General features: G+C 70.6%; 27 protein-coding genes. 15 read left to right on the forward strand and 12 right to left on the reverse strand.

Features of this window, described 5'->3' with window-relative positions:
• Nucleotides 1-2: 2 nt before the first annotated feature.
• Entirely contained in the window at nt 3-680 is a 678-nt protein-coding gene (locus AB0L00_RS26535; protein WP_364439388.1) for a TetR/AcrR family transcriptional regulator, read from the reverse strand.
• Between the two features lie 157 nt (nt 681-837).
• On the opposite strand from AB0L00_RS26535, the gene AB0L00_RS26540 reads away from it, so the two are divergent.
• A complete protein-coding gene (locus tag AB0L00_RS26540) occupies nt 838-1,437 on the forward strand; it encodes an HAD family phosphatase (protein WP_364439391.1) in 600 nt (199 codons plus the stop codon).
• A 14-nt stretch (nt 1,438-1,451) separates the two neighbouring features.
• Here the strand turns inward: AB0L00_RS26540 and AB0L00_RS26545 are convergent, their stop codons facing one another.
• Nucleotides 1,452-2,000, reverse strand: a complete 549-nt coding sequence (locus AB0L00_RS26545) for a hypothetical protein (protein WP_364439394.1) — start codon at nt 1,998-2,000, stop codon at nt 1,452-1,454.
• 341 nt (nt 2,001-2,341) lie between these two features.
• On the opposite strand from AB0L00_RS26545, the gene AB0L00_RS26550 reads away from it, so the two are divergent.
• Both AB0L00_RS26550 and AB0L00_RS26555 read left to right on the forward strand, forming a co-directional pair.
• Nucleotides 2,342-2,893, forward strand: a complete 552-nt coding sequence (locus tag AB0L00_RS26550) for a hypothetical protein (RefSeq protein ID WP_364439397.1) — start codon at nt 2,342-2,344, stop codon at nt 2,891-2,893.
• Between the two features lie 25 nt (nt 2,894-2,918).
• Nucleotides 2,919-3,890 (forward strand): hypothetical protein, encoded by a 972-nt coding sequence (locus AB0L00_RS26555; RefSeq protein ID WP_364439530.1) that lies wholly within the window; start codon nt 2,919-2,921, stop codon nt 3,888-3,890.
• Between the two features lie 25 nt (nt 3,891-3,915).
• Here the strand turns inward: AB0L00_RS26555 and AB0L00_RS26560 are convergent, their stop codons facing one another.
• Nucleotides 3,916-4,332 (reverse strand): TIGR03668 family PPOX class F420-dependent oxidoreductase, encoded by a 417-nt coding sequence (locus AB0L00_RS26560; RefSeq protein WP_364439400.1) that lies wholly within the window; start codon nt 4,330-4,332, stop codon nt 3,916-3,918.
• Nucleotides 4,333-4,580: 248 nt separating this feature from the next.
• On the opposite strand from AB0L00_RS26560, the gene AB0L00_RS26565 reads away from it, so the two are divergent.
• The 6 genes from AB0L00_RS26565 to AB0L00_RS26590 all read left to right on the forward strand — a co-directional run bounded on the left by AB0L00_RS26565 (nt 4,581) and on the right by AB0L00_RS26590 (nt 11,694).
• Entirely contained in the window at nt 4,581-5,894 is a 1,314-nt protein-coding gene (locus tag AB0L00_RS26565) for an extracellular solute-binding protein (RefSeq protein ID WP_364439403.1), read from the forward strand.
• A 91-nt stretch (nt 5,895-5,985) separates the two neighbouring features.
• The gene (locus AB0L00_RS26570) at nt 5,986-6,951 is read left to right on the forward strand and encodes a sugar ABC transporter permease (protein ID WP_345361743.1); all 966 of its coding nucleotides are present in this window, start codon (nt 5,986-5,988) and stop codon (nt 6,949-6,951) included.
• Nucleotides 6,948-7,823 carry a carbohydrate ABC transporter permease gene (locus AB0L00_RS26575; protein ID WP_345361745.1) on the forward strand — a complete coding sequence of 292 codons (876 nt, stop codon included), beginning with the start codon at nt 6,948-6,950 and terminating at the stop codon, nt 7,821-7,823. The genes AB0L00_RS26570 and AB0L00_RS26575 overlap by 4 nt, the downstream gene beginning before the upstream one ends.
• A complete protein-coding gene (locus AB0L00_RS26580) occupies nt 7,820-9,247 on the forward strand; it encodes a GH1 family beta-glucosidase (RefSeq protein ID WP_364439407.1) in 1,428 nt (475 codons plus the stop codon). The genes AB0L00_RS26575 and AB0L00_RS26580 overlap by 4 nt, the downstream gene beginning before the upstream one ends.
• An 88-nt stretch (nt 9,248-9,335) precedes the next feature.
• On the forward strand, nt 9,336-10,370 hold the full coding sequence (locus AB0L00_RS26585) for a LacI family DNA-binding transcriptional regulator (protein WP_364439410.1): 1,035 nt from the start codon (nt 9,336-9,338) through the stop codon (nt 10,368-10,370).
• Between the two features lie 40 nt (nt 10,371-10,410).
• The gene (locus AB0L00_RS26590; RefSeq protein WP_364439413.1) at nt 10,411-11,694 is read left to right on the forward strand and encodes a serine/threonine-protein kinase; all 1,284 of its coding nucleotides are present in this window, start codon (nt 10,411-10,413) and stop codon (nt 11,692-11,694) included.
• A gap of 171 nt (nt 11,695-11,865) precedes the next feature.
• On the opposite strand, the gene AB0L00_RS26595 is transcribed toward AB0L00_RS26590, so the two are convergent.
• The 4 genes from AB0L00_RS26595 to AB0L00_RS26610 all read right to left on the reverse strand — a co-directional run bounded on the left by AB0L00_RS26595 (nt 11,866) and on the right by AB0L00_RS26610 (nt 15,040).
• Nucleotides 11,866-12,267: a hypothetical protein gene (locus tag AB0L00_RS26595; protein WP_364439416.1), complete on the reverse strand. Its 402-nt coding sequence runs from the start codon at nt 12,265-12,267 to the stop codon at nt 11,866-11,868.
• Between the two features lie 276 nt (nt 12,268-12,543).
• A complete protein-coding gene (locus AB0L00_RS26600; RefSeq protein WP_364439419.1) occupies nt 12,544-13,965 on the reverse strand; it encodes an aspartate aminotransferase family protein in 1,422 nt (473 codons plus the stop codon).
• 98 nt (nt 13,966-14,063) lie between these two features.
• Complete coding sequence (locus tag AB0L00_RS26605; protein ID WP_364439422.1) at nt 14,064-14,603, reverse strand: NUDIX hydrolase; 540 nt, start codon at nt 14,601-14,603, stop codon at nt 14,064-14,066.
• 23 nt (nt 14,604-14,626) lie between these two features.
• Complete coding sequence (locus AB0L00_RS26610; RefSeq protein ID WP_345361766.1) at nt 14,627-15,040, reverse strand: RpiB/LacA/LacB family sugar-phosphate isomerase; 414 nt, start codon at nt 15,038-15,040, stop codon at nt 14,627-14,629.
• Between the two features lie 84 nt (nt 15,041-15,124).
• Between AB0L00_RS26610 and AB0L00_RS26615 the strand changes: the two genes are divergently transcribed.
• Entirely contained in the window at nt 15,125-15,754 is a 630-nt protein-coding gene (locus AB0L00_RS26615) for a hypothetical protein (RefSeq protein WP_364439425.1), read from the forward strand.
• Between the two features lie 5 nt (nt 15,755-15,759).
• Here the strand turns inward: AB0L00_RS26615 and AB0L00_RS26620 are convergent, their stop codons facing one another.
• Nucleotides 15,760-17,217, reverse strand: a complete 1,458-nt coding sequence (locus AB0L00_RS26620; RefSeq protein WP_364439428.1) for an MFS transporter — start codon at nt 17,215-17,217, stop codon at nt 15,760-15,762.
• A gap of 103 nt (nt 17,218-17,320) precedes the next feature.
• On the opposite strand from AB0L00_RS26620, the gene AB0L00_RS26625 reads away from it, so the two are divergent.
• Nucleotides 17,321-18,352, forward strand: a complete 1,032-nt coding sequence (locus AB0L00_RS26625; RefSeq protein WP_364439431.1) for an SDR family oxidoreductase — start codon at nt 17,321-17,323, stop codon at nt 18,350-18,352.
• Nucleotides 18,353-18,479: 127 nt separating this feature from the next.
• Here the strand turns inward: AB0L00_RS26625 and AB0L00_RS26630 are convergent, their stop codons facing one another.
• Entirely contained in the window at nt 18,480-19,361 is an 882-nt protein-coding gene (locus AB0L00_RS26630) for a polysaccharide pyruvyl transferase family protein (protein WP_364439434.1), read from the reverse strand.
• A 233-nt stretch (nt 19,362-19,594) separates the two neighbouring features.
• Here AB0L00_RS26630 and AB0L00_RS26635 point away from each other — a divergent pair, with 233 nt between their 5' ends.
• Nucleotides 19,595-20,716 (forward strand): hypothetical protein, encoded by a 1,122-nt coding sequence (locus AB0L00_RS26635; RefSeq protein ID WP_364439437.1) that lies wholly within the window; start codon nt 19,595-19,597, stop codon nt 20,714-20,716.
• 28 nt (nt 20,717-20,744) lie between these two features.
• Here the strand turns inward: AB0L00_RS26635 and AB0L00_RS26640 are convergent, their stop codons facing one another.
• Entirely contained in the window at nt 20,745-22,094 is a 1,350-nt protein-coding gene (locus tag AB0L00_RS26640) for a hypothetical protein (protein WP_364439440.1), read from the reverse strand.
• A 472-nt stretch (nt 22,095-22,566) separates the two neighbouring features.
• Here AB0L00_RS26640 and AB0L00_RS26645 point away from each other — a divergent pair, with 472 nt between their 5' ends.
• Nucleotides 22,567-22,734 carry a hypothetical protein gene (locus tag AB0L00_RS26645; RefSeq protein ID WP_364439443.1) on the forward strand — a complete coding sequence of 56 codons (168 nt, stop codon included), beginning with the start codon at nt 22,567-22,569 and terminating at the stop codon, nt 22,732-22,734.
• A gap of 44 nt (nt 22,735-22,778) precedes the next feature.
• Here the strand turns inward: AB0L00_RS26645 and AB0L00_RS26650 are convergent, their stop codons facing one another.
• Together AB0L00_RS26650 and AB0L00_RS26655 are read right to left on the reverse strand one after the other, a co-directional pair.
• Nucleotides 22,779-23,930, reverse strand: a complete 1,152-nt coding sequence (locus tag AB0L00_RS26650; protein ID WP_364439446.1) for an acyl-CoA dehydrogenase family protein — start codon at nt 23,928-23,930, stop codon at nt 22,779-22,781.
• Nucleotides 23,930-24,397 (reverse strand): flavin reductase family protein, encoded by a 468-nt coding sequence (locus tag AB0L00_RS26655; RefSeq protein WP_345362485.1) that lies wholly within the window; start codon nt 24,395-24,397, stop codon nt 23,930-23,932. Before AB0L00_RS26655 ends, AB0L00_RS26650 begins: the two co-directional genes overlap by 1 nt.
• A 469-nt stretch (nt 24,398-24,866) precedes the next feature.
• Here AB0L00_RS26655 and AB0L00_RS26660 point away from each other — a divergent pair, with 469 nt between their 5' ends.
• Nucleotides 24,867-26,024, forward strand: coding sequence for an acetyl-CoA acetyltransferase (locus AB0L00_RS26660; protein ID WP_364439449.1), 1,158 nt, complete (start codon nt 24,867-24,869; stop codon nt 26,022-26,024).
• Between the two features lie 27 nt (nt 26,025-26,051).
• Entirely contained in the window at nt 26,052-26,465 is a 414-nt protein-coding gene (locus AB0L00_RS26665; protein WP_364439452.1) for an OB-fold domain-containing protein, read from the forward strand.
• The last annotated feature ends 46 nt before the right edge of the window (nt 26,466-26,511 follow it).

The raw sequence follows: 26,511 nt of genomic DNA on the forward strand, positions 1-26,511 counted from the left end.
CCTCAGCGATGCCGCGAGATGCCGTCGAACAGGACCTTGATGTAGTGGTCGGCGAGCCCGTCGGCGTCGAGCCGGCCTTCCGGCTGGAACCAGCGCACCGTCACCCAGATCGTGTCGCGGATCATCCGGTAGGTGAGCTTGGGATCGATGTCCTCGCGGAACAGCCCGCTCTCCTGACCGCGCTTGATCTGGCCGACCCACAGCCGCTCGGTCTCGGCCTCGGCCTTGTTGAGGTAGTCGAACCGGTCGAACTGCTTGAGGTAGTTCCAGTCGTTCTGCAGCACCATGATGGCGGCGCGGTGCGGGACCAGCGTGCCGAAGCAGATGCGCACGAGCTCGGACAGGACCTCGCGTGGCTCGCCGCCCTCGGCCAGGGCCGCCTGGTTCGCGGCCGCCAGCTCGTCGAAGAACGACGTGAGGATCTCATCCACGATCGACTCCTTGGAGTCGAAGTGGTGGTAGAGGCTCCCGGATAGGATCCCGGCCTCGTCCGCGATGTTGCGAACGGTCGTGGCCTGGTAGCCCTTCTCCGCGAACAGCTCGGCGGCGAGCTTCACGAGGTGCTCGCGGCGCTCGGAGGCGAGCGTCGACGAGCCCTTCGCGCGACGGCGGGCGCCCCCCGAGGTGCCGGTGCGGGCATCGGCCCGCGGCCGTCCGTTGTCCTTGCGCGTGGTCGTCACCCCCTCATTATGGCCCGTCTGCCCAACCGCTTGTTCAAATGAATGGGTCACGTCCCGTCACCGGCTCGGTGATCCGCGCGGGCACCGGCCGTCGCCGGCCGGCCCGGCGCCGCATAGGCTCGCATCGCCCCTGGTCACCGCCTGAGAAGAGGACCGCATGTCGCGTGCGATCGTGTTCGACCTGTTCGGTGTCATCGCCCTGACGCAGACGCCCGCGGCGAAGCGCCGGATCGAGGACATCGCCGGCGTCGCACCCGACGCGCTCTGGGACGCCTATTGGGCGCTCCGTAAACCGTACGACGCGGGACAGTCGAGCGCGGAGTACTGGACGGCGGTCGCCGACCGGCTCGGCGTACGGTTCCCGGCCGCGACGATCGACGCGCTGACCGCGGCCGACCTGGCGAGCTGGACGAACGCCGACCCGGCCATGGTGTCCCTCATCGGCGAGCTGGCGGGGCAGGGCCGCCGGCTCGGCCTGCTGTCGAACATCATCGCCGACCTGGTCCCGGTGTTCGAGGAGCGGCACGGGTCGTGGCTCGCGCACTTCGACGCGCTGACCTACTCCTGCGCCATCGGCGTGGCGAAACCCGACCACCGCGCCTTCGAGATCGCCGCCGAGCGCCTCGGGGTCGCGCCGGCCGACTGCCTGTTCATCGACGACAGCGAGGTCAACGTCGTGGCCGCCCGCGAGGTCGGCATGCGCGCCGAGGTCTTCCGTTCGGTCGAGCGGACTCGCGCGCTGCTCGACGTCTTCTGACAGGCCCGGGGACGTCAGGCGACCGAGTGGATGATGGAGCCCGCGTACTCGTCGGCGGCCGCGGTGTCCGGAATGGAGATCACCAGAAACGGGCGCCAGCTCGCCGAGTTCTCGCTACTGCCTTCGAAATGACTGAACGCGACCCGGGTCGTACTGAGTGACTGTGCTCTTCCTCGCGAGAGCTGCCCGGGGGTGAATACGCCGTCGCCGGTCGTTCGAATGGCCGGACCGGACCAGTAGGAGATGTGGGCCTTCGTTATGGCCCTTCCGCTGCCGGGGCTGAACTCGGTCGCCGACACGGTGGCGGTCCAGTCGGCGGCGCCAGGTCCGCGCGTGTCGTCGACCCGGACGGGTTTCAGCCGGCTCACCATTGTCTGTCCTGGCCTGGCCTTACCGAGAGAGAAAGAGGTCGGAGCAGTGATCGTCACGGCTCCGGAATGCAGGGGCATCACCGAGGCGAGGTCGGCGGAGGCGTTGGCCGGCGGTGCCGGCGCATGACCGATCAGGCCGGTCGCCCACAGCGCCAGGATGCGCCCGCCGCGCACAGGAATCATCCGGTTCACTGCCTCCCGTCAACGCATTTCGGCTGCCCGACGATCTCACCGCAGGGTTCTTCTACCGCGGCGTGTCTTCGAATCTCATCGGGACACGCCCGGGGATGAATTTCGGGGGATCATCCTCGAGCGTCCCTTGACCAGCGCCCCATATGCGGATAGCTCGGTCATAATCTTAAAGGCGGCGAATTCGGGTGATGGCGGGTATATACCATGCGGTGTAGCCGACCCGCTGGGTGGGTAGCCTATGGCTGCGATCTTGGGTGATGGTGCGGCGCAATGATTCGCGGAGCCATCCCACATCCATCGTGACTTCTCATGGCCGAGCATTTCAGAGTGGGGAGGGATAAGTGCGTCATATAACGCTGGCGGTCGCCGGTGCCATCGTTCTCGGGGTGACCGCGTCGCAACCGGTGAGTGCGGGTACCTGTGGGAGCCCGACGGGTTGTTCCACGGGCACCATCACCACGTTCACCGTCAACGCGGGAGATCTGTCGCTGACCGTTCCGGACACGGCGGCGCTGAACAACGGGGCGCCCGGTGCCACCGTCACGAACGCCGCGGGCGTGTTCGGCACGGTGACGGTCACCGACGCCCGGGGTGCCAGCCCCGCGTCCTGGACGGCGAGTGTTTCGGCGTCGCCCTTCGACGGAGGACCCGACGTCCCCACGATCCCGCAGTCCGCCGTGACCTATGTCCCGGGCGCCGCCACGACGACCGGAGACGGCACCTTCACGCCGACCACGCAGACGTTGAGCGCTACGCCGCAGCCGGTCTACACCCACACGGGCGGCGTGGGTGGCAACACCGCGTCCTGGAGTCCGGCCCTGACCGTCGTCATTCCCGTCACCGCGACAGCGGGGCGGACCTATACGGGGACGGTGACCCATTCGGTCGCGTGATCCCGTACCACCATGGTTGACCGTGATGCTGCTGGTCGTGCTCTCCGCGAACACGACCAGCAGTGCGTCGGCGGCGGTGGCGTCGCACGACTCGCACGGCCGCTTCGGAATCCGTCTGCTGGAAGCTCCGGTCGCACGTCGTAAGGATCCGCGCGCCTACTATCAGATCGTCGACCACATCGCGCCCGGTACGACCATCCACCGGCGGATACTCGTCGAGAACGCGTCGGCCAGGCGGTTGCGAGTGCAACTCTACGTGGGTGCGGCGCAGGTCCTCGGCCACAGGTTCATTCCGCTGATCGGCCGGACCCCGAACGAGCTGACGACATGGACGTCGCTCGACGAACCGTCGCTCGATCTGTCCCCGCATGGCGAGGGGACCGCACGCGTGACGATCAAGGTTCCGCCGTCGGCCTCGCATGGAGAGCGTTACGGTGTCGTCTGGGCTCAGGCCGAGGCCGCGCCGGACGCCCGGCACAACCTGGGAGCGATCAACAGGGTCGGTATCCGCACCTACCTGGACATCGGACCGGGCGGGGAGCCCGCCTCGGATTTTCAGATCACAAGCCTGACACCCGCGCGCGGCAAGGACGGCCGTCCGGAGGTTCTCGCGCAGGTCCGTAACACGGGCGGCCGGGTCCTCGAGATGGGCGGTGCCCTGACGTTGTCGGACGGTCCCGGCAAGATGAGCGCCGGTCCGTTCGCCGCGACGCTCGGGACCACCCTGGTCCCGGGCGACAGCGCACCGGTGAGCGTGGTCCTGGACCCCAGACTGCCGAGCGGTCCGTGGAAGGCCCGGCTGACGCTGCAGAGCGGCATGATCAAGCGGACCGTATCGGCGACTCTCACGTTTCCGGCCGTCGCCGACACCGCGGGATCGGCGATCCGGCTGAGCTCCAGCCGGTTGACCGACGGCCTCATGGTGGGCGGGGCCGTGCCGGCCGTCGTCCTGGCGCTGTGGCTCTTGCGCCGCCATCGCCCGAGGAGGCGGTCGTAGGCGGTGCGACGCGGGTCCGCGCCGGTCAGGAGGCGGACCAGCCGGTCCAGCGGTGGACGGTCAGGGCGATGACCGGGCCTTCGGGGGCGTGGGCGCGGTACTGCCGGTAACGCCCGCGCAGCAGGCCGATCGGCTCGGCCATGGCCTCCGGGTCCTCGATGATCTGCGCGGTGGCGTCGGCGCGCACCCACCACAGGCGGGACCACTCGTCCTCGTAGTGGTCGGCGAGCACGGCGACACGCGGGTCGGCCTGAATATTGCGCAGCCGCTTGAGGTCCCGGGTGTGCTTCGGCTTGGCGTCGACGGCGGAGTAGATCCGGTCGCCGTCCACCGCGAACGTCATGACGACCAGATGCGGACGCCCCGCCTCATCCACGGTCGCCATGCGCACGGCGCGCGCGGACGCGAAACGGGTGCGCGCGATCTGCTCCGGGAGCCTCATTCTTCGAGGTTGCCACGGGAGGACGGCCCGGGACGGCAGGCGGCGTGCGGCGGAGGGGCCGTGTCGCCGAAGGCAAGGAGGCCGTGACGGCCGCGTAACGAATATGTTTCGGGCTATTGACATCCCCTATGACTCCCGGCTTCGCTTCGTGGGAGCGCTCCCACAGAACGAACCGGGCTCACCGAGGAGTCCGGTAGAACCCCCCGCTTATGGAGACGACCTGAGAGGGGTCCGTCATGAGGGTCAACATGCATCGCGGGCGAGTCGGCGCCTTGGCGATCGTGCTGTCCGCCGCGCTCGCGGCGGCGTCGGCGTGCTCCAGCGACGACGGCAAGTCGAACGACTCCGGCGGCTCGAGCGAGAAGATCACGCTCAACGTCGACGACTTCGGCACTTTCGGCTACCAGGAGCTGTACAAGCAGTTCCAGGCCCAGCACCCGAACATCAAGATCAACGAGCGGAACGTCCCGAAGCTCGATGACTACACCCCGCGGCTCCAGCAGTACATCGCGGCGGGCGCCGGCGCCGGCGACGTGGTCGCGATCGAAGAGGGCATCATGGTGAAGTTCAAGAGCCAGCCCGACAAGTTCGTCGACCTGAAGCAGTACGGCGCGTCGTCGCTGCAGAGCAACTACATCCCCTGGAAGTGGCAGGGGGGCATGAGCCCGGACGGCTCCAAGCTCATCGGCCTGGGCACCGACATCGGCAGCATGTCGCTGTGCTACCGCGCCGACCTGTTCAAGAAGGCCGGTCTGCCCTCCCAGCGCGACGAGGTCACCAAGCTCTGGCCGACCTGGGACGACTTCATCAAGGTGGGCCAGAAGTTCACCTCGAAGATCGGCGGCAGCACGAAGTTCATCGACAGCCCCGAGACGTACTACAACACGATCCTCATGCAGGAGGCGGGCAAGGCCTCCAACCAGACGTACTTCGACCAGAGCAACAAGTTCGTCATGGAGTCGAACCCGGCCGTCAAGGCGGCGTTCGACGAGACCGTCAAGATGTCGGACGCCGGGCTCGCCAACGGCGTGCAGTTCCTGTCCGACCCCTGGAGCCAGGCGCTCAAGAAGGACGCCTTCGCCACCGCGCCGTGCCCGGCGTGGATGCTCGGTCTCATCAAGCAGTACGGCGGTGACGAGCAGCAGGGCAAGTGGGACGTCGCCGGCGTGCCGGGCGGCGGCGGCAACTGGGGCGGCTCCTGGCTGGCCGTGCCGACGCAGAGCAAGCACCCCAAGGAGGCGGCCGAGCTGGTCAAGTTCCTGACCAGCCCGCAGGGTCAGATCGCCGCGTTCAAGGCGGCCAACAACCTGCCGTCCTCCCCGCAGGCGCTGAACGACCCGGCGGTCAAGGCGTTCAACAACCCGTACTTCAACAACGCCCCGGTGGGCCAGATCTACGGGGCGACCGCGACGAGCCTCAAGCCCGTCTACCTCGGGGCGGACAACCAGGAGGTCCGGCAGGCGGTCGAGGCGGACCTGCGGGCGATCGCGCAGAAGAAGCTGTCCGCGTCGTCCGGCTGGGGCAAGGCCGTCTCCGACGCCAAGAAGGCGGCGGGGCTCTGAGACCGGCGGGTGGCGCCGGCCTTCCCCAGGACGCGTCGGCCGGCGCCGCCCGTCTCCACGCCCGTCCGTCTTCGACGAAAGGACCTCGCACATGGCCGTCGACCTGCGGCCCGCCCCGGCCGCACCGCGCGCCGCGCCGTCCGAGCGGAGCCGCCTGCGCGCCCGGCTCTCCCGGCTGGACCTGAAGGTCTCGCCCTACCTCTACATCTCGCCGTTCTACATCCTCTTCCTGGTCTTCGGGCTGTTCCCCCTCGGGTACACCTTCTGGGTCTCCCTGCACCGCTGGGAGATGATCGGCGGCCACGAGTTCGTCGGCCTGCGCAACTACACGCGGCTGATGACCGACGACCAGTTCTGGAACGCCGTCGTCAACACCTTCGGCATGTTCGTCATCGCGACCGTGCCCCAGTTGCTGCTCGCGCTGCTGCTGGCCAACGCGCTGAACCGGCGGCTGCGCTTCCAGACGCTGTTCCGGATGGGCGTGCTGCTGCCGCTGGTGACGTCCGTCGCGGCGGTCGCGATCGTGTTCACCCAGCTGTACGGCCGTGACTACGGCATGGCCAACTGGGTCCTGCACTTCTTCGGCGTCCACAAGATCGACTGGCAGGCGAACCGGTGGGCCTCCTGGGTGGCCGTCTCGACCATGGTCGACTGGCGGTGGACCGGCTACAACTCGCTGATCTTCCTGGCCGGCATGCAGGCCATCCCGCGCGACCTGTACGAGGCCGCGGCGATCGACGGCGCGTCCCGGCGGCAGCAGTTCTGGCGGATCACCGTGCCGATGCTGCGGCCCACGATCATCTTCACCTCGATCATCTCCACCATTGGGGGCCTGCAACTGTTCACCGAGCCGCTGCTGTTCAACTTCGGGTACATGAACGGCGGCTCGCTGCGGCAGTCGCAGACCGTGGCGATGTACATGTTCGAGAACGCCTTCAACCGCTACCAGTACGGCTACGGCTCCGCGGTCGCCTGGATGCTGTTCCTGCTGATCCTCGTCTTCTCCGTGGTCAATTTCCTGCTGATCCGCCGGTTCGCCGGAGGTGGTGACAAGTGAAGGAAGCCGTCGCCCGCCGCTCCCGGCAGGCCGTCGCCGGCTCGGCCCGGCTGTGGGCCGCCAGCCCGCTCACGTACATCGTGTTGATCTTCGCGATCGTCCTGTCGGCGTTCCCGCTGTACTGGATGTTCGTCGTGGCCACGCGGACCAACGCGGTCGTCGGCGCGGTGCCGCCGCCGTTCATCGCCGGCCAGCACCTCGGCGACAATCTGCGCCGGGTGTTCGACAACGAGCAGGCGCACTTCGCCAAGGCGCTGGTCAACTCCGCGATCGCCTCGGCCGTCGTCGCCGCGTCCACGGTGTTCTTCGCGTCGCTGGCCGGCTTCGCCTTCGCGAAGCTGCGCTTCAAGGGCCAGAACGCGCTCCTGCTGGTCGTCATCGCCACGATGATGGTGCCGGTGCAGATGGGCATCATCCCGCTGTACATGGTGATGGTGCACCTGCACTGGACCGGCAAGCTCCAGGCGGTGATCGTCCCGTTCCTCGTCACGGGCTTCGGCGTGTTCATGATGCGGCAGTACGCGTCGCAGGCCATCCCGGACGAGCTCATCGAGGCCGCCCGGGTCGACGGGGCGTCGACCTTCCGGATCTTCTGGAGCGTGGTGCTGCCCGCGCTGCGGCCCGCGGCCTCGGTGCTGGCGCTGTTCACCTTCATGTCGACCTGGAACGAGTTCATCTGGCCGCGGGCCGTGCTGAACCCCGACAACCCGACCGTGCAGTACTCCCTGGCACTGCTGAACAGCGCCTATTTCAACGACTACACGCTGATGTTCGCCGGCACGGTCGTGGCGACCATCCCGCTGTTCGTCGTCTTCGTGGTGTTCGGCCGCCAGATCATCGGCGGAATCATGGAAGGGGCCGTGAAGGCATGACGATCCAGAAATCACGCGCGGAGACGGAGATCAGGTTCCCCACCGGCTTCGTCTGGGGCGCGGCGACCGCGGCGTACCAGATCGAGGGGGCGGTGGACGAGGACGGGCGCGGACCGTCGATCTGGGACACCTTCGCCCACACGCCGGGCAAGGTGCTCGGCGGCGACACCGGCGACGTCGCCACGGACCACTACCACCGGTTCCGCGAGGACGTCGCGCTGATGGCCTCCCTCGGCCTGACGGCGTACCGGTTCTCGATCTCCTGGTCGCGCGTACGGCCGGACGGCACCGGACCGGTGAACGCCAAGGGCCTGGACTTCTACCGGCGCCTCGTCGACACCCTCCTCGAGGCGGGCGTGCAGCCGTGGCCGACGCTGTACCACTGGGACCTGCCCCAGGCGCTGGAGGACGCCGGAGGCTGGCCCAATCGCGACACGGCGTACCGCTTCGCCGAGTACGCCCAGCTCCTCTGCGACGCGCTCGGCGACCGGGTCGTCAACTGGACGACGATCAACGAGCCCTGGTGCGCGGCCTTCCTCGGGTACGCCTCGGGGGACCACGCGCCGGGCCGCCGCGAGCCGGGGGCGTCCGTGGGCGCCGCCCACCACCTGCTCCTCGGCCACGGCCTCGCCGCGCAGTCGCTGCGCGGCGAGGGCAGGAACGTCGGCGCGTCGGTCAACCTGTACGCCGTGTCGCCGGCCAGCGAGGCGCCCGAGGACGTCGACGCCGCCCGGCGCATCGACGGGCTGCAGAACCGCCTCTTCCTCGACGCCCTGCTGCGCGGCGAGTACCCCGAGGACGTCATCGCCGACCTGGGCGACCACGCCCCGGACGTGCACGACGGCGACATGGAGCTCATCGGCGGGTCGGTCGACCAGCTCGGGATCAACTACTACAACCGCTTCTTCGTCACCGGCAAGGAGGGCGCGGCGCGCGCGATCACCTCGCCGTTCGCCGAGGCGTCGCCGTGGCCGGGCAGCGAGCACGTCGGCTTCGTCCAGGTCGGCCGGCCGGTCACCGCGATGGGCTGGGAGATCGACGAGTCCGGGCTCGCCGAGGTGCTCACCCGCGTCGCCGAGGAGTACCCGTCCGTGCCCCTGTACGTGACGGAGAACGGCGCGGCGTTCGACGACGTCGTGGCGGAGGGCGAGAACGGCGACGGGCCGCTGGTCGACGACCCCGACCGTGTCGCCTACATCGAGGCGCACCTGCGCGCCTGCCACACGGCGATCAGCGCGGGCGTGCCGCTGCGCGGATATTTCGCCTGGTCACTGATGGACAACTTCGAGTGGGGCTGGGGGTACGCCAAGCGGTTCGGGCTCGTCTACGTCGACTTCCTGACCCAGGCGCGGATCCCCAAGACCAGCGCACAGTGGTACTCCTCGGTGATCGGGCAGGGCGGGCTCGGCAGAATGAACGCGTGAACACTGTCGACCGACCATCACGTCGCCCGCCGTCGCGGGTCCTTTCACCGGGCGTGAGAGCGCTCTCGGCGCCTCGGCCGGTGACCACGTGACGAGCGGGCGGCGACCGACCCTCGAGGCCGTCGCGGCACGGGCCGGCGTGGGCCGCGGCACCGTCTCCCGGGTGATCAACGGTTCGCCGAAGGTCAGCCCGGAGGCGCGCGAGGCCGTGCTGCGGGCCATCGACGAGCTCGGGTACGTCCCGAACCGCGCGGCCCGCGCCCTGGTCACCCGCCGTACGGACACGGTCGCGCTGTTCGTGTCGGAGTCGGAGGAGCGCGTCTTCGGCGAGCCGTACTTCGCCGGCATCATCAGGGGGATCAGCGCCGGTCTCGCGGACACCGGGCTGCAACTGCTGCTGGTGATCGCCCAGTCGGAGGACGAGCACGCGCGGTTCGAGCGCTACCTCACCGGCCAGCACGTCGACGGGGTCCTGCTGATCTCCCTGCACGGCGGCGACCCGCTGCCCCGCCACCTGGAGGAGAACGGCGTGCCGACCGTGCTCGGCGGAAAGCCCGTCGGCGTGGTGCCGGTGAGCTGCGTGGACGCGGACAACCGGGGTGGCGCCCGGCAGGCCGTCGAGCACCTCATCGGCCTGGGACGCCGCCGGATCGGCGCGATCACCGGGCCGCAGGACATGCAGGTGGGCGTCGACCGTCTCGACGGGTACCACGACGCCCTCGCCGCCGCCGGGCTCACCGGCACGGTCGTCCAGGGGGACTTCAGCGAGGAGTCCGGGGAGCGCGGGATGCGTGAACTCCTCGCCCGCGAACCGGAGCTGGACGCCGTGTTCGCGGCCTCGGACCCCATGGCGGTCGGCGCCATGCGGGTGCTCAAGGAGCGCGGGATCCACATCCCCCGGGAGGTCGCGGTCGTGGGGTTCGACGACTCCTCGACGGCGCGGCACACCGACCCGCCGCTCACCTCCGTGCACCAGCCGCTGGAGGCGATGGGCCGGGAGATGGCGCGGCTGCTGGTCGCCCGCATCCGCGGCGAGGAGATCGTGCGTCCCGTGGTCATCGTGGACACCCACCTGGTGCCCCGCGAATCCTCCCTCGGCGCCGCGAAGTCCGGCTCTCACTGAAAGCCCGTGCGAAACGCGGTAGTTGGGGAAGACTGAGCCGATGCAGTCACTTCTGGCCGGCCGGTACCGCCTCAGTGAGCGGATCGGCCGTGGTGGCATGGCATCCGTCTGGCTTGCGCGGGACGAGGTCCTGGTCCGGCAGGTCGCGGTCAAGCTCATCGACCCGGAGCTGGCCCGGGACCCGGAGTTCCGCAGGAGGTTCCGGGACGAGGCGCGCGCGGCGGCCGCCCTGTCCCACCCGCACATCGTCACCGTGCACGACTACGGCGAGTCGGACGGCACGCCGTACATCGTGATGGAGCTGCTCACCGGCTCGACGCTCGCCGACCTGCGCCCGGTCCCCGACGTCGAGCGGGTGATCGGCCAGATCGCCTCGGCGCTGGCCGCCGCGCACGCCGCGCGCATCGTGCACCGGGACATCAAGCCCACCAACATCTTCGTCACGTCGTCCGGCGTGAAGGTCCTCGACTTCGGCATCGCCGGTGACGCGCGGATGGGCACGCCCGACTACCTGCCGCCCGAGAACGACCTGTCGCCCTCCGCCGACGTGTACTCCCTCGGGGTCGTGTGGTTCGAGGCGGTGAAGGGCCGCCGCCCCGAACCGGGGGAGACCCTCGGCGGCCTGCAGGCACGCTGCGTCGCCCGCTCCGCGCCGGACCGGCCGACCGCCGCCGAGATCGCCAGGACACTGGGGGTGGACACCGAGGCCGCCGTCGATCCCGACGCCGCCACGCCGAGGAGGCACGTGCACCCGATCACCCGGGTGCTGACCGCCCCGGCCGTCCAGCGGCGCCGGGTGCCGCTGGCCGCCGGCGCCGCCGCCGCGATCATGGCCGCGGTGATCGCCATCGTGCTGAGCTCCGGCGACCCCGGCTCCAAGGCCGCGCTGACCGCGCCGTCCAGCCCTGCGGAGTCCTCGGCCTCGCCCGACACCTCGGGGCCCGTCACACCCGCCGCAACACCGGGCGCATCGACCGCCGGCTCGTCGTCGACGACGCCCGCGGCCGCACCGCCGGCGGCGCAGCCCCCGCCCCACCGGGTCCGGACCCGGATGGCGCCGACCCCGTCCGGCACGGTCGAGGCGCTCACCCAGATGCGGCGCACGGTGGACGAGGGCATGGCCGTTCGCGAGGTCCGCTCCGACGTGGCCGTCGACCTCGACAACATCATCACCGCCCTGACGAACGAGGTCGCCGCCGGGCAGCGCGTCGACCTGCGGCAGCGGTTGACGGACCTCCGCCAGAAGATCATCACTCGCCTCGGCGAAGGCGGCCTGACGAAGAACCGCGCCGACACGCTCCTCGGCGAACTCCCCGCCGTCTAGTGTCTTGCGGCCCATGATGCGGGAGACCCCGGCCCGGCCCTTCGGCGAGCGGCCGATCCCGGTATCCACGGCTGGGCACCGACCTGGAGCCGGTCTGGAAAAAGCAGATCGGTTGGGCCGTGGTGCGGCCCAACCGACCTTACGCAAGCTCGAGGCGGGGCCTCGGCAGGATCAATGGCAGAGGTTCGACTTGGAGAAGAAGCCGTCTTCCGCCCCGTACACGCTTGCCCAGACGTCTACGCAGCCCGGGCCGGCGTAGAGCGGTCCGGCGTAACTGTTGTAATAGCCCGAGTCGTGGTGTGCGGTCCCGCCGGAACTAGGCTCAATATTGACGCTGTGGCCCCATCCAGCGGAGCCTTTAGTGCCGCTGCTCACCGTGAAGTATGCGCACTTGTAGTTGTTCGGTGAGTCGAAAACCTTCACGGTGCCGGCGAACAGGCCACCCGAAGTATAGACATTCGACGAATAGAACTGGGTGTAGCCCGATCCGCAGATCGTGTCCGCCATCGCGGCGGGCGCGATGGCCACGCCGGCACCGGCGATCGCGCTGGTCGCGGCGACGGCTGCGGCCATGCTCCTGATTTTCATGATCCTCCTGAAGCCTGCGGCCGGAGAAAGGTATGCCCAGTGCACCCTTATTCGGTCTTGGCGAAAATCAAGATACTGATGACCGATATCCGCGTCAATGGTCATTTTCGGCGCTCGCATGTGGATGACGCACTTTCGTGTTGCGCGTGCCGGCATGGTTACGGCGGAGTTACAAGAAGCGAACGGCGGAGTGCCTTCCCGCTGGATCGAGGACGCCGTTCGGGCGGGCCGACGTCGTTTATCGCAGCGCGGTTCTGAGCCTCATCCGCTGAGCCGCGCGCCGATCTCCCGGACGATCGAGACCAGGAGTTCGACGTCGGCCTCGGTGGTCCGCCAGTTCACGATCGCCGGCCGGAGCGCGGTCATTCCCCGGTAGACGGTCGTACCGGCGAAGACCCGCCCGTCCGCGAGCAGCTCGGCACCCAGCCGGGTGTTCAGCGCGTCCAGACCCGCGACGTCGGGTCGCCGGTAACGGAAGCAGACGACGCACAGTCGCACCGGCGCGAGCAGTTCCAGGTCCGGGGCCTCCTCGACGAGCCGGCCGAGGTGCGCGGCGAGGTCGAGATGCCGCTCCACCATCGCCCGGTGACCCTCGCGCCCGTACGCGCGCAGCGTCGCCCAGATCGGGAGGGCTCGCGCTCGACGCGAGGAGTCGGGGCCGAGGAACTGGTAGTTGACGTGCTCGTCCCCTTCCCCGGGCAGATAGGGCGCGTCCCACGCCCCGAAGGCCCGGCCCAGCAGCGCGGGGTCCCGGACGAACGCGAACCCGCTCTCGTACGGGACGTTCAGCCACTTGTGCCCGTCGCTGATGACGGAGTCGGCTCGTTCGATCCCGCTCACCAGATGCCGCGTCCGCGGTGACACGGCCGCGAACAGTCCGAACGCGCCGTCCACGTGGAGCCACGCGCCGTGCCGCTCGGCGAGTTCGGCCATCTCGTCGATCGGATCGAAGTCGCCGGTGTTGACGTCCCCGGCGTTCGCCACGATCACCGCGGGGCCGTCGGCCTCCGCGAGCGCCCGGTCGAGCGCGGTGAGGTCGATCCGGCCCGCGTCGTCCCGGGCGAACCTGCGTACCGTGTCACGCCCCAGGCCGAGCATCTGCAGGGCCTTGCGGGTACTCACGTGGACGTATCCGCTGGAGAAGACCGGCAGCGGCGGCAACCCCGCCAGCCCGTCGGCGGTGACGTTCACGCCGTGCCGCTCCGCCCACCAGAACCGCGCCGCCGACAGCGCCGTGAAGTTCGCGGAGGTGGCACTGGTGGTGAGCACTCCGCCGTAGGACTCGGGGAGCCCGAACAGGTCCTTCAGCCAGCCCAGGACCACCGTCTCGGCCTGTGTGCCGAAGGGAGAGGCCGCCCAGTTGCCCGGATTCTGGTCGAGCAGGGAGGCGATCCAGTCACCGGCGAGTGCGGCGGGAGTGCTGCCGCCGACGACGAAGTGGAAGAAGCGCGGCCCGGCCGAGTGGGTGGCCGCGGAGGTGCCGATCCGGAGCAGACGCGCGACGCCGTCGACGGTGCCGTCGCCTCGCTCGGGCAGCGGCCCGCCGAGCTCACCGATCAACGCCGCGGTGTCCGGATCACTCACCGGCCGGGTCGACAGCGAGTCCAGGTACGGGACGGCCGCCTCCGTGACCAGTTCCAGGGCCTTGCCGGTCGCGTGGATGTCGTCGAGGGGAAGACTCATGCGGGTAGCCGATCACGCCGATTCGTCGCGTGTCGATGGCCAATCGTGGGGATCGGCCTTTCCCTGGGCACTCCCGCGCCGCGGACTCCTCCGGGCGGCTATCGCCCGCCCGTTCCGTTCAGCGTCAGGAGGGTGTAGGCGGCCATGCTGCAGCCGTCGACGATCTCCCCGTCGCGGATCATCCGCTCCAGGTCCGTGCGGGCGACCCAGCGCTGCGTCATCCCCTGCTCCTCGGGGTCGCGGTCGGCCGTGTCCCCGGGCGTCAGGCCGGTCGCGAGGAACACGTCGCAGCGCTGGTTGGTGAACCCCACCCCGATCCCGAACGACCCGATGCGCTCCAGCGTCGCCGCGCGCAGGCCCGTCTCCTGGGCCAGCTCCGCGGTCGCCAGCTCCTCCACGCTCGTCTCCCGGTCGTCAGGCCAGGTGCCCTGCGGGAACTCCAGCGACCGGCGGGACAGCGTGTAGCGGTACTGCTCAACGAGGTGGAACCCGTCGTTCTCCATCGGGATGATCAGCGCCGCGGTGGGCTTGTCCACGACGCCGTAGATGCCGGGGGACCCGTCCGGCAGCCGGATGTCGTCCTCCCGCACCGTCATCCACCGGTTCTGATAGACCACACGACTGGAGATCTGGATCATGCGGTCAGCGTCCCACAGGATCGTCAGAGGTCGCGGATCAGGTCGATGTTGGGGGTCTCCTCGGGATCCTCGTGCTCGGTCTCGAGGAACGCCTTCACACACTCGACGGCGACGTCCGGGGCGAGGCGCTTCAGGCTGAGGGCCAGGACGTTCGCGTCGTTCCACAGCCGGGCGTTCCGCGCGATCCACGGCTCCCACGCGAGCGCGGCGCGTACGCCGGGGACCTTGTTGGCCGCGATGGACGTGCCGGTGCCGGTCCAGCACATCAGCACGCCGTAGTCGGCCTCGCCGCTCGCCACCGCGCGGCCCGCCTCCCGGGAGAAGTCGGGCCACTTCTCGAGGTCGTCGATGACGCGCAGCTCGGCGACCTTGCCCAGGTGCTCGAGCACCGCACGGGTGCATTCGTTCTCGTCGTCCGCGCCGAAGACCACCTTCATACGCTCACCCTGGCACGCCGGCCCGGCGGTACGCGAGGGAGACTCCCGGCGGGACGACCGGCGGGGGCTGGTAGACATTGGGACGTGACCGAGGAACCCGCCTGGGCGATGCAACTCGCCCTGCGCATCGAGAAGGCCGCGCCGCCGTCGCACCTGGCGATCTGCGAGGCGGCCGCGATGGCCGTCGTCCGGCTGCTGACCGACCCGCGCTCGGCGCCGGGCGGGGAGTGGCACGACGCGGTGGCGGCCTGGGAGTCGCGGCGCATCCGCAAGGTGGCGCGCCGGGCCCGGGGCGCGCGCTGGGAGGCCCTGGACGCGCTGCCCGGCGTGCTGGCCGACCATGACGGCGCGCTGGCGCGGGCGTTCGTGCCCGGACCGGTCACGGAGGTGCCGCCGGAGATCGCCAAGCTGCAGGTCGGCGGCACCGACCTGCCGCGCGACGACGAGCCGAAACCTCCGCCCGAGCCGCCGTACGCCCTGGTCACCGTCGATCCCGGCGTCGCCATGACCACCGGAAAGATCGCCGCGCAGTGCGGTCACGCGGCGCAGTTGCTGCTGCGCGCCCGTGGCGAGTGGCCGGGCCTGCGGGTCCGGGTCGTGGAGGCGGGCGACTGGGATCGAAGCGTCGCCGAGGCCGACGTCGCGGTACGGGACGGCGGCTTCACCGAGGTCGCCCCCGGCACCATGACCGCCGTCGCCCGCCTCATCTCCTGACGCGCTCAGGCTGCGGCCTTCTCCGGCTGTTCCTGGGCGGACAGCGGCGCCGCGACCTCCTCGAGCGACCGGCTGGCCGCCTCGACCCCGACGAAGATCTCCACGATGCCCGCGGCGATCATCAGTGCCGCGCCCAGCAGGTAGCCGTCGCTCACCGCCGACTCCTTGCCGGTGTCGACGAGCTTTCCGAACAGCGCCGGGCCGATGATGCCGCCCACCGCCGTGCCGATCGCGTAGAACGACGCGATGGCCATGGCCCGGGTCTCCATCGGGAAGATCTCCGAACCGGTGAGGTACGCGGAGCTGGCGCCGGCCGAGGCGAAGAAGAACACGATCACCCAGCAGACCGTCAGCGTCGTGGCGGACAGGTGCCCACCGCGGAAGAGCATCGCCGTGCCGATCAGCAGCAGCCCGGAGAGGATGTACGTCCCGGAGATCATGATCTTGCGGCCGAGCCGGTCGAACAGCCGGCTGAGGACGAACGCGCCGAAGAAGTTGCCGAGTCCGATCGGCACCAGGTACCAGCCCGTCCGGTCGTCGGGGACCTTGAAGAACTTCGACAGGACCAGCGCGTACGTGAAGAACACGGCGTTGTAGAGGAACGCCTGGCCGACGAACAGGGACAGCCCCAGGACGGTCCGCTTCGGGTAGAGCTTGACGGCCGTCCGGACGATCTCGCCGAAGCCCACCGTCCGCCGCTGCCGGATCTCGATGCTCTCGTCGGGCTCGTCGAGCCTCTTGCCCGTCTCCTCCGAGACGGTGCGTTCGATGTCGCCGACGATCTTCTCGGCCTCGTCGGCCCGGCCGTGGATGAACAACCAGCGTGGGCTCTCCGGAACCATTCGCCGGACGAACAGGATGCCCACGCCCAGGAGGGCGCCGATCCCGAACAGGAGCCGCCAGCCCACGTCCTTCGGCAGCACCGAGGCGTTCAGGACGGGTACGGACAACAGCGCGGCGAACGTCGTCCCGAGCCAGAAGGACCCGTTGACCACCACGTCGACGGTGCCGCGCAGCCGCGCGGGGATCAGTTCGTCGACCGCGGAGTTCACCGCTGCGTACTCTCCGCCGATGCCGGTCCCGGTGACGAAGCGGCAGGCGTAGAACCAGAGAGGATTGAACGAGAAGGCGGTCGCCACGGTGGCCAGCAGATAGACCGCGAGCGTTATCAGGAACAGTTTCTTGCGCCCGAACCGGTCCGTCAGATAGCCGAAGAACAACGCGCCGGCGCAGGCCCCCGCGACGTAACACGCGGCCCCGAGCCCGACCTGGGAGTCGGTCAGCCCGAGGCCCCCGGCCTTGTCCGTCAGCCGGGGCCCGATGACGCCGACGACGTTCACCTCAAGGCCGTCGAGGATCCAAACGGTCCCCAGCCCGAGGAGGATCAGCCAGTGCCAGCGCGCCCAGGGAAGTCGATCGAGCCGTGCGGGGATTCTCGTCTCGATCGTTCTGCCGTTTTTCATGCCGGGCTTTCTCCCCTATAGAGCGGTTTTATGCTCAACCACGCCGCTACCAGGGCAGATGGTGTGACGGGTTAGGGCGGGCCCGGCCGGGTAGCGCTTGAGCATGCGCATCGTGGTTACCGGAGCGACCGGAAATGTCGGGACCAGCGTGGTCGAGGCGCTCGGCGGGGACCCGGGCGTCGACTCGGTGCTGGGACTGGCCCGGCGCGAGCCCGACTGGACGGCTCCGAAGACCGAATGGGCGGCCGCCGACGTCGCGACGGCCGACCTCGCGCCTCTCTTCCGAGGCGCCGACGCGGTCATCCATCTGGCGTGGGCGTTCCACCCGACCCACGACTCCGCGGCGACGTGGCGGACCAACGTCATCGGGAGCACGCGCGTCTTCGACGCCGTCGCCGCGGCCGGCGTGCCGGCCCTGGTGTACGCCTCGTCGGTGGGCGCGTACTCCCCGGGCCCCAAGGACCGCGCCGTCGACGAGTCCTGGCCCACGCACGGCTGGCCCGGCGCCTCGTACACCCGGGAGAAGGCCTACGTCGAGCGCGTCCTGGACGCCTTCGAGGCGGCGCACTCCGACCGCCGGGTCGTACGCCTGCGGCCGGGGTTCATCTTCAAGCGGGAGGCCGCCCAGGAACAGCGGCGGATCTTCGGCGGTCCGCTGGTGCCGAACCTCCGGGCCGGGCTGCTGCCGGTCGTTCCCGACATCCCGGGCCTGCGCTTCCAGACGCTGCACACCACCGACGCCGCCGAGGCGTACCGGCTGGCCGCGCTGGGCGACGCGCGCGGGCCCTTCAACGTCGCCGCCGACCCGATCGTGGGCGCCGCCGAACTGGCCGAACTGCTCGGCGCCCGGCGGGTCCGGGTCCCGGCCGCACTCGTACGGGGAGCGGTCTGGGCGGGCTGGCAGCTCAACCTGGTGCCCGCCTCACCCGGCCTGTTCGACGCCGTCCTCCGGATACCGATCATGGACACCGGCCGCGCCCGCCGTGACCTGGGCTGGTCGCCGCGGTACTCCTCGCTGGACGCGCTGCGCGAGTTCCTCGAGGGCCTCCGCACGGGTGCCGGCCTCCCGACGCCGCCCCTGACGCCCCACCCGCCCGGCGGCCGGCTCCGCGAACTGCTGACCAGCCGCCGCTGACGGCGGTTCAGGACGTGCGGGCGGCGGCACGTTCGTTGAGGGCGCGGGCGGCGGCGACGCGCCCCTGGGTCTGGTCTGGAGCGCGGGCGGAGGAGGATCGTCCGTCGGGCCGGATCCAGGTCGGTATCTAGGTCGGTTTCAGGGTGCGGGTGGCAGACAACTCCTCGACGAGGCGGTCGAGGGCGGCCGGGGGCGTGGCCGCGCGGTCGCGGGCGGTGCGCCGGCCCTCTTCGGACAGGCACCACGCCCAGGCCGCGTCGAACTCGGTGGTGCCCGCGCTCGCGGGCAGCGCCGGCCACTCCCAGACGCCGGCCTGCGCCGACACCTTGCCGCCGCCGTCGACCGGGTCGACGGCCAGCGCCGGCACCCCGGAGCGCAGGGCGAGGACCAGACCGTGCAGCCGAGTGGTCACCAAGACGTCGAGCCGCCGCACGACCGCGACGAACTGGTCGGCGGTCGAGCACAACCGCCAGTCGCGCGGATCGAGCCGGGTGTCCAGGGGGAGGGCCGCGCAGTCGCGCCCGCCGAGCCAGCCGGTCAGCCGCGCCGCTACGTCGTCGTGCCGGCGGCGCGCGCCGTACTCTCCCTGTCCCCGGGCCAGGACGACCCCGGCGACCGGCGGGGCGCTCTCGGGCGGGCCCGCCAGATCGCGGCCCGGCTCGCCCAGCCCGTCGCGGGCCAGCACACGGTGGAAGCCGGTGACGGCCGGGTCGGCCGGGTCGATCACCGAGACGCCGACCGCGATCCGACGGCAGCCGGCGTACCGTTCGTGCAGGCCGCGGACCTGGTCGCCGTGGATCGGCCCGCACACGAAGACGAGGTGCGTGTAGCGCGCCGGGTCGGCCTCCCGCAGTGACATGGCGTCCGGCCGGAACACCGGACTCCACGCCTCGTCGTACGGGATGCCGGCCCGCGTCAGCGCCGAGGCGACGGAGTCCAGGGCGAGGGCGTCCCCGGCCGTCACCTCGCCATGGACGAAGCTGAACCATCCGGTCAGCAGCACCCGCATGAGTCACCCGTGCCCCACCGGCCCGGGTTCAGTCCGCAACCGGCCAGGGGTCCGACGCGGCCGTTCCACCATGGCCAGGCGGCGGAGACGCCGAATGCTCGGCGATCACGGGCGTAGATGGGGATGAAACGGTACGAATCGCCGACGCGGCGCCGCTTTCATCGAGCGATCTGTACGCGAACGCGCGGCCGACCGCAGATGTCGTTTTGAAAGTGACGGTTATAGTCGCCATTGTGTCGCTTATCTCGCATTTGTACTTCGGTGAGCTCGGGGAATGGTGCGCCGAACGCATGACCGGGACCGGCGAGGTCGTCCAGCGCCTGACGGCGGAGACCAAGGGCCTGCCCGTCGTGCGCCCGGCCGGGCGGGTCGGGAGGCGACACTGGGCGCAGGTGGATCGGGCGTTCGGGATGCGGATGGCCACGCTCGTACAGTCGGCTCCGCCGTATTCGGTGCTGTACGGACTGGTGCGCGGCGGCCTCGCGAGTCGGGATTGGGCGCATCGGCAGGCCGGGCTCTACCCGACGCATATTCGCCTCGGAAAGGACGAGCGCCACAGGGCGCTGGATCTGCGGCCGACGTTCACCGGGTGGCTGGACCTGGCGAACGAACACGGCGTGGACCGGTACGTGGCCGAGGACGGGGCCGCGCGATACGCCAGGTTCCCCTATTCCACCGCTGAAACCGTGCTCGACGACTTGTTCGACCGGATGCGCGCGTATTTCGCGACATACGCGCCCTTCGGACAGGTCGGCGCGGAGAAGGGCCTTGCCCGCCTGTGCTGGCTGCTGGCGATGTTCTCGTACGTCTTCCGGAACGACCCGGTCGACCAGCCCTTCTTCGGCGCCTTCCGGGACGGGGTACCGACCGTCGAGCAACTGCACGCCGCGGTCGAGGAGGACGCCGTCACCGAGCTGGTGCAGCTCGTCGAACGCCTGCACGGCTCCGGCGCCCTGCACGAGATGCGCCGGCTGGCCGGGCACCCGCCACCGGGGCGGCCCTGGGGGATCGCCTGGCCGGTCTTCGGCTCGCAGTGGGATGACAACGACATCCTGGTCGGCGGCCCGCGCGGCGCCACGCTCATCGACGTCACCTCGGTACTGAAGGTCAACGACGCGCGCCGCGCGCGGCGCTGGATCTGGCGGCTCGTGGGCTGTGCCTGGCTCGACACCGCCGATGCCTACCGGATCCGCACCGTCGCCCTCTACCTCGCCCGGTACGGCGTGGTGGTGGCCTGGCCGCTGGCCGACCTCGTCGAGGAGCTGCTCGGCGGCGAGGACCCCGAACGCGCCAGGCACGAGTTCCTCGACCTGGTCGCCCGCCTGCGGGGCACGACGCCGGCCGTGTCGCCGTAGGCGGGCGGTCGTCCGCCGCCGCGGGTCCTCACCTGTCGCGGTCGAGCATCGTCTCGGCGGCACTCGCGTCGGCCTCGGCGCTCGCGTCGGCGTCAGCGCTCGTGTGGGCCTCGGCGTCGATGTCGGCGTCGGCCGACGGCTCGGCGTCCCCTGGGTGCACGGGAACGTCGCGTGGGCGCATGGGAACGTCGCGTGGGCGCATGGGGACGTCGCGCGAGCGGATGGGGACGTCGCGCGAGCGGATGGGGACGTCGCTCCTCGTCGCCCCGCCCGCGTCCCCGGCCGGCTCCTCCTCGGAGGGCGGCGTGCCGCCGGACTCTTCCTCGGCGGTCCCCGTGCGGCCGGATTCCTCCTCGGCGGTTCCCGCGCCGCCGGACTCTTCTCCCACGGTTCCCGTGCCGTCGGACTCGGCCTCGGCCGGCTCCTCGGCGGCGGTCCGCCTGCCGCCGGACTCGTCCTCGGCCGTCCGGACGTCCCGGCGGGTGACGTCGCTCGGGACCGGTGTGCCGTCCCGGCGGGTGACCTCGCTCGGGAACCGTACGCCGTCCCGGTGCGTGACGTCGCTCGCCGCGGCACCGGCCTTCCGGCGCGTGCCGGCCGGTTCGTCCACGCGCTCGCCCTCGCCGTCCGGCCTGCGCACCCTGAGGTCCTGCCGGGTCATGTCGACGCTCGGCGGCCCGGCCACCGGCCGTCGCTCGGGCGCCTTCTCGCCTCGAGTCACGGAGCGGTCCGACGGCGCGACCAGGGTCTCTGCCGGGTCCTCGGGCGGCGCCGGCGCGGCCGAGGGGGCCGACGGCGGCACCGGGGTCTCCGCAGGGCCCGACGGCGCGACCAGTGTCCTGGTGCGGTCCTGGCGGGGCGCGGAGGGGGTGGACGGCGGCGCCGGGGCGGCGGAGTCCTGGGGCACGGGCAGCGCCGTGGAGGGATCCGCCGAGGCGCCGGGAGGCGGTGCCGGGGTCAGGGGCGCGAGCATGAGCTGCGCGGGCGAGGCGGCCGCCGCGTCGGGGACGTCGGAGGCGTCGGCGGCGCGCGTGGCCGCGCTCCACCGGTAGGTCGCCATCAGCAGCACGCCGAAGGCCAGGAGGAACACGCCGTGCTCGACGATCCGGGAGACGTTCCCGGCGACGCCGGCCACCACGATCAGCACCAGGAACTCCAGCGACCATCCGGCGATCGCGACCAGCAGCCACACGCCGCGGCGGCGGCTCACGGCGAGGACCGCAGCGACGGTGAGGAGCAGCTCACCGACGGCGGACAGGCCCAGCAGCCCCGTCGCCGCCCCACCACTCACTCCGAGCAGCTTGGCGGCGTCCTGGTGGCGACCGGACCAGTCGAGCAGCGAGCCGACCCGGGTCACGCCGAAGACGATCAGAAACACGGCCACCGGATAGTGCAGGCGATGCCACCCCGCTCCCTGAGCCGATGACCGTGATCCCGCGTCGAGTTCCATTTACGCCCCTCTCCGTTTACGCCGTCTATGACGTGCGTGCGGCCCCCGGAGTTGGCGGCACGACGGAACATCTCGGCAAAAGTTCTCTCCGGCGAGCATGCCGGTCGGGAGGGGAAACCTGCCACCGGAACGGACTTTCCTCACCCCTGACGGGCTTGCGAATCGCAAGTTCATGCGTGTTCGGTGCTGCGGATTGCGCGCCGCAGCACGTCACGGGAATGCTGATCCCCGATCGGAACGGATCCGTTCCAGGAGGGGTGATCGCAGCGTGTCGAACGAGACGGCCGCCTTAGCGCGGACACGCATCCAATATCTCGAAAGCCTCGGCGACTTGCTCCGGGGGCGGGGCTTCGCCGTACGGCTGACGGTCCCACGGGTCGGACCACCGAGCCTGCATGTGGTGAACCCACAGGTGTCGGTTCTCGCCGAGCACATCCTCGCCGAGAACTCCGACGACGGCTGGTGGTACTGGTGGTCGTGGGCCGAGCGGATCGCTCGCGTCGATGATCTCGACGACGCCGTCGAACGCGTCTTGCGGGTGCTCGCGACAACGGGCGAGCACGACTGAGGAGAGACGGTGCTGGAGGCGACGACGGCCTCCAGTACCGCCCGTCAGGCTCGGGGCAGGCCGAGGGTGCGCTCGGCGATGATGTTCCGCTGGATCTCGCTGGACCCGGCGTAGATGGTGTCGGCGCGGCTGAACAGATAGAGCCGCTGCAACTCCGACAGCTCGTACGGTCCGGCGTCCGCGACGAGCGCCTCGTCCCCGAGGGCGGCGATGGCGAGTTCGCCGAGCCGCCGGTGCCACTCCGACCAGTACAGCTTGGCGATCGACACCTCCGGGCCGGGCTCGCCTGCCGCGAGGGACGACATGGTGCGCAGCGCGTTGAGGCGCATGATCTCCAGTTCGATCCACGATCGGACCAGCCGGTCGCGCAGTACCGGGTCCTCGGCCGCGCCGGTGCGCCGGGCCGCCGCGACGACCTCCTCGAACTCCCGCCGGAAGCCGATCTGCTGACCGAGCGTCGAGGCGCCGCGCTCGTACCCGAGGGTGGCCAGGGCGACGCGCCAGCCGTCACCGGGCGCGCCGAGGACGTTGGCCGCGTCCGTACGGGCGCCGTCGAAGAAGACCTCGTTGAACTCGCTGGTACCGGTCAGCTGGACGATCGGGCGTACCTCGACGCCGGGCTGGCGCATCGGCACGAGCAGGTACGACAGGCCGTGGTGGCGCCGGGAACCCGGTTCCGTACGGCAGAGGACGAAGCACCAGTCCGCCAGGTGCGCGAGCGAGGTCCAGACCTTCTGCCCGGTGATCACCCACTCGCCGCCGCGCCGCTCCGCGCGGGTCTGCACGTTGGCCAGGTCGGAGCCCGCCTCGGGTTCGGAGTAGCCCTGGCACCAGAGCTCGTCGCCGTAGCGGATCGGCGGCAGGAAGCGGCGCCGCTGCTCCTCGGTGCCGAAGTCGACGATCGTCGGCCCGATCAGGCCCTCGCCGATGTGGCCGACGCGGTGGGGCGCGTTCGCGCGGGCGTACTCCTCGTGGAAGGCGACCTGCTGCTCCAGCGTCGCCTCGCGCCCACCGTACGCCTTCGGCCAGCCGAGGCAGGTCCAGCCGGCCTCGCCGAGCCGCCGCTCCCAGGCGCGGCGCAGGTCGAATCCCTCGTGTTCGCGTCCGGGACCGCCGAGCCCGCGGGCCTCGGCGAACTCACCGGTGAGGTTCGCCTCGAGCCAGCCGCGCACCTCGGCCCGGAAGCCGGTGTCCATCAGCCGTCGAAGCGACCGTAGGCGCCCTTGTAGAAGACGAGTGGATCGCCGTCGTGGTGTTTGTCGAGCTGATGCACCTGGGCGACGACGATGACATGGTCGCCCGCGACGTACTCCGCCTCGACGGAGCACTCCAGCCACGCGAGCGCGCCGTCGATGACCGGGCTGCCGCCGGGGGACTCGGTCCAGTCGAGGCCGGCGAACTTGTCCCCGCCCTTCGTGGCGAGTTGCAGGCAGACCTCGCGCTGCGGCGCGGACAGGATGTTGACGCAGTGCCGGTCGGCGCCGCGGAGCCGGGGCCAGGTGGAGCTGGTGTGGGCGACGCAGAAGGAGACGAGCGCCGGGTCCAGCGACACGGAGGTGAAGGAGTTGGCGGCCAGGCCGGTGGGCCGGCCGGTCTCGGGGTCGATCGCGGTGATGGCGACCACCCCGGTGGCGAACCGGCCGAGGATGTTGCGGAACCGCATCCTGTCTATGTCGGTGACCTGCTCGGCGGCGCCCGGGCGGGGTGTTCCGTTGGGCGAGCCGGGCGCGCGCCGTGACGTGTTCTGGCCGGAGGATCGTGCAGCCGAGCCCAGGGGGATCGACGTGGCGGCGGTCGCGCCGTCGGGCATGACCGGATCCTTTCTCTTAGCCAAGCGCTTGCTTGGACGATAGGCGGCGGGCTGCTGGGGTGTCAAGATGACCGGCCACCGCCCGTGCTCCACGCCATTCAGTAAAGCGCCGACGTACCGCGCGCATTCCTGGCGGGTAGTGAAATCCGCCCAAAGTCCTAGGTCCTGGCCTCGGCCGGTGATCGAGGCGCCCCCTTTATGTTCCGGGGGTACTCCGGTCGATGACCTGCCGGTTCACCCGGTGATCATTGACATGCGGCCGGGCGGGCTCTACCGTCCGAAAGACTTGACCGAGCGCTTGGTGGGTAGCGAAGGACGACGCATGGGGTTGCGGGATCGAGCGGCGATCGCCGGGGTGGGCTACACGCCGTTCAGCAAGGACTCCGGCGTCTCGACGCTCACCCTCGCCATCGACGCGATCCTCTCCGCCCTGGACGACGCCGGGCTGGACGTCGACGACGTGGACGCGCTGGCCACCCACCGCGTCGGCGACTCCACGCCGCCCTGGGTGGTCGCCCCGGCACTCGGCATCCCGGAGGTGAACTGGTACCTCGACCAGTTCGGCGGAGGCAGCGTCTCGCACGCGGTGATCGGGCAGGCGGCCATGGCGGTGGCCACCGGCGTCGCCCGCACCATCGTCTGCTACCGCGCGATCAACGCGCGTTCGGAGTTCCGCATGGGCGGCACCGGACGTGGTGTCGCGCCGGTCTTCGACGCGCAGTACCAGGCGCCGTACGGCTACTTCGCCCCGCCGCAGCAGTTCGCCATGTTCACCCGCGCGCACATGATCAAGTACGGGACGACGCACGAGCAGCTCGGCTCCATCGCGGTCGGTCAGCGCGCCAACGCCGTCAAGAACCCGCGCGCCCTGAAACGCGACCCGATCACGATCGAGGACTACCTGGCCTCCCGGTGGATCGCCGAACCCCTGCGGCTGCTGGACTGCTGCCTGGAGACGGACGGGGCCTGCGCGGTCGTCGTGACCTCCGCCGAACGCGCCCGGGACCTCGCCGCGCCGCCGGTCCTGATCTCCGGCGCCGCCTGGGGCGGCGGCAACAGCTTCTTCTCCGGCCAGGGCGGCGACTTCACCGTCTCGGAGGCCGCGCGGATCGCCCCCCGGCTCTACGCCACGGCGGGCGTCGGCCCGGAGGACATCGACGTCGCCGAGCTGTACGACTGCTTCACGTACTCGGTCCTCGTCCAACTGGAGGACTACGGGTTCTGCGCCAAGGGGGAGGGCGGCCCGTACGCCGCCTCTGGCGCGACCCGGCTGGACGGCCCGCTGCCGGTCAACACCCACGGCGGCTTCCTCTCGGAGGGGTACGTGCACGGCATCAACCACGTCGCCGAGGCCGTCGCCCAGTTGCGCGGCACCGCCGGTGACCGGCAGGTGAGCGGCGCCGAGGTCGCGCTGTCCACGGCCCAGCCCGGCTACGTGCTGGCCGGCACCTCGGCGCTGATCCTCCGGGCGGACCGATGAAGGCGGACCCATGAGCGAGGAGAGGGCATGAGCCTTGCCGAGCGGCCAAGGCCGCAGGTCGATCGCGACTCCGCGCCGTGGTGGGAGGCGGTCCGCCGGCATGAGCTGCTGGTCCAGGAGTGCGGCGACTGTGGAGCGCTTCGCTTCCCGCCCCGGGCGATCTGTGGTCGCTGCCGGTCCCGGCGGAATGCCTGGGCGCCGGTCCGGAGGACCGGGCGCGTCGCGAGCTGGATCGTGAACCACCAGATCTTCATGCGCGCCTTCGCCGACGAGGTGCCCTACGCCGTCCTGCACGTGCGGCTCGACGAGGCCGACGACCTTTTCATGTACGGCGACCTGACGGGCGCGGATCCGGCCGACGTGACGCCGGGCATGCCGGTTCAGGCGGTCTTCACGGACGTCGGCGACGATCTCACGCTCGTGCGCTGGCGGCCCCGCTGAGACGTCCGCCACGCCCGTGTCGTGCTTTTCGCCGGGTCGGTGTGTC

The organism is Actinoallomurus sp. NPDC052308 (assembly GCF_040679195.1).
Lineage (GTDB): Bacteria > Actinomycetota > Actinomycetes > Streptosporangiales > Streptosporangiaceae > Actinoallomurus > Actinoallomurus liliacearum.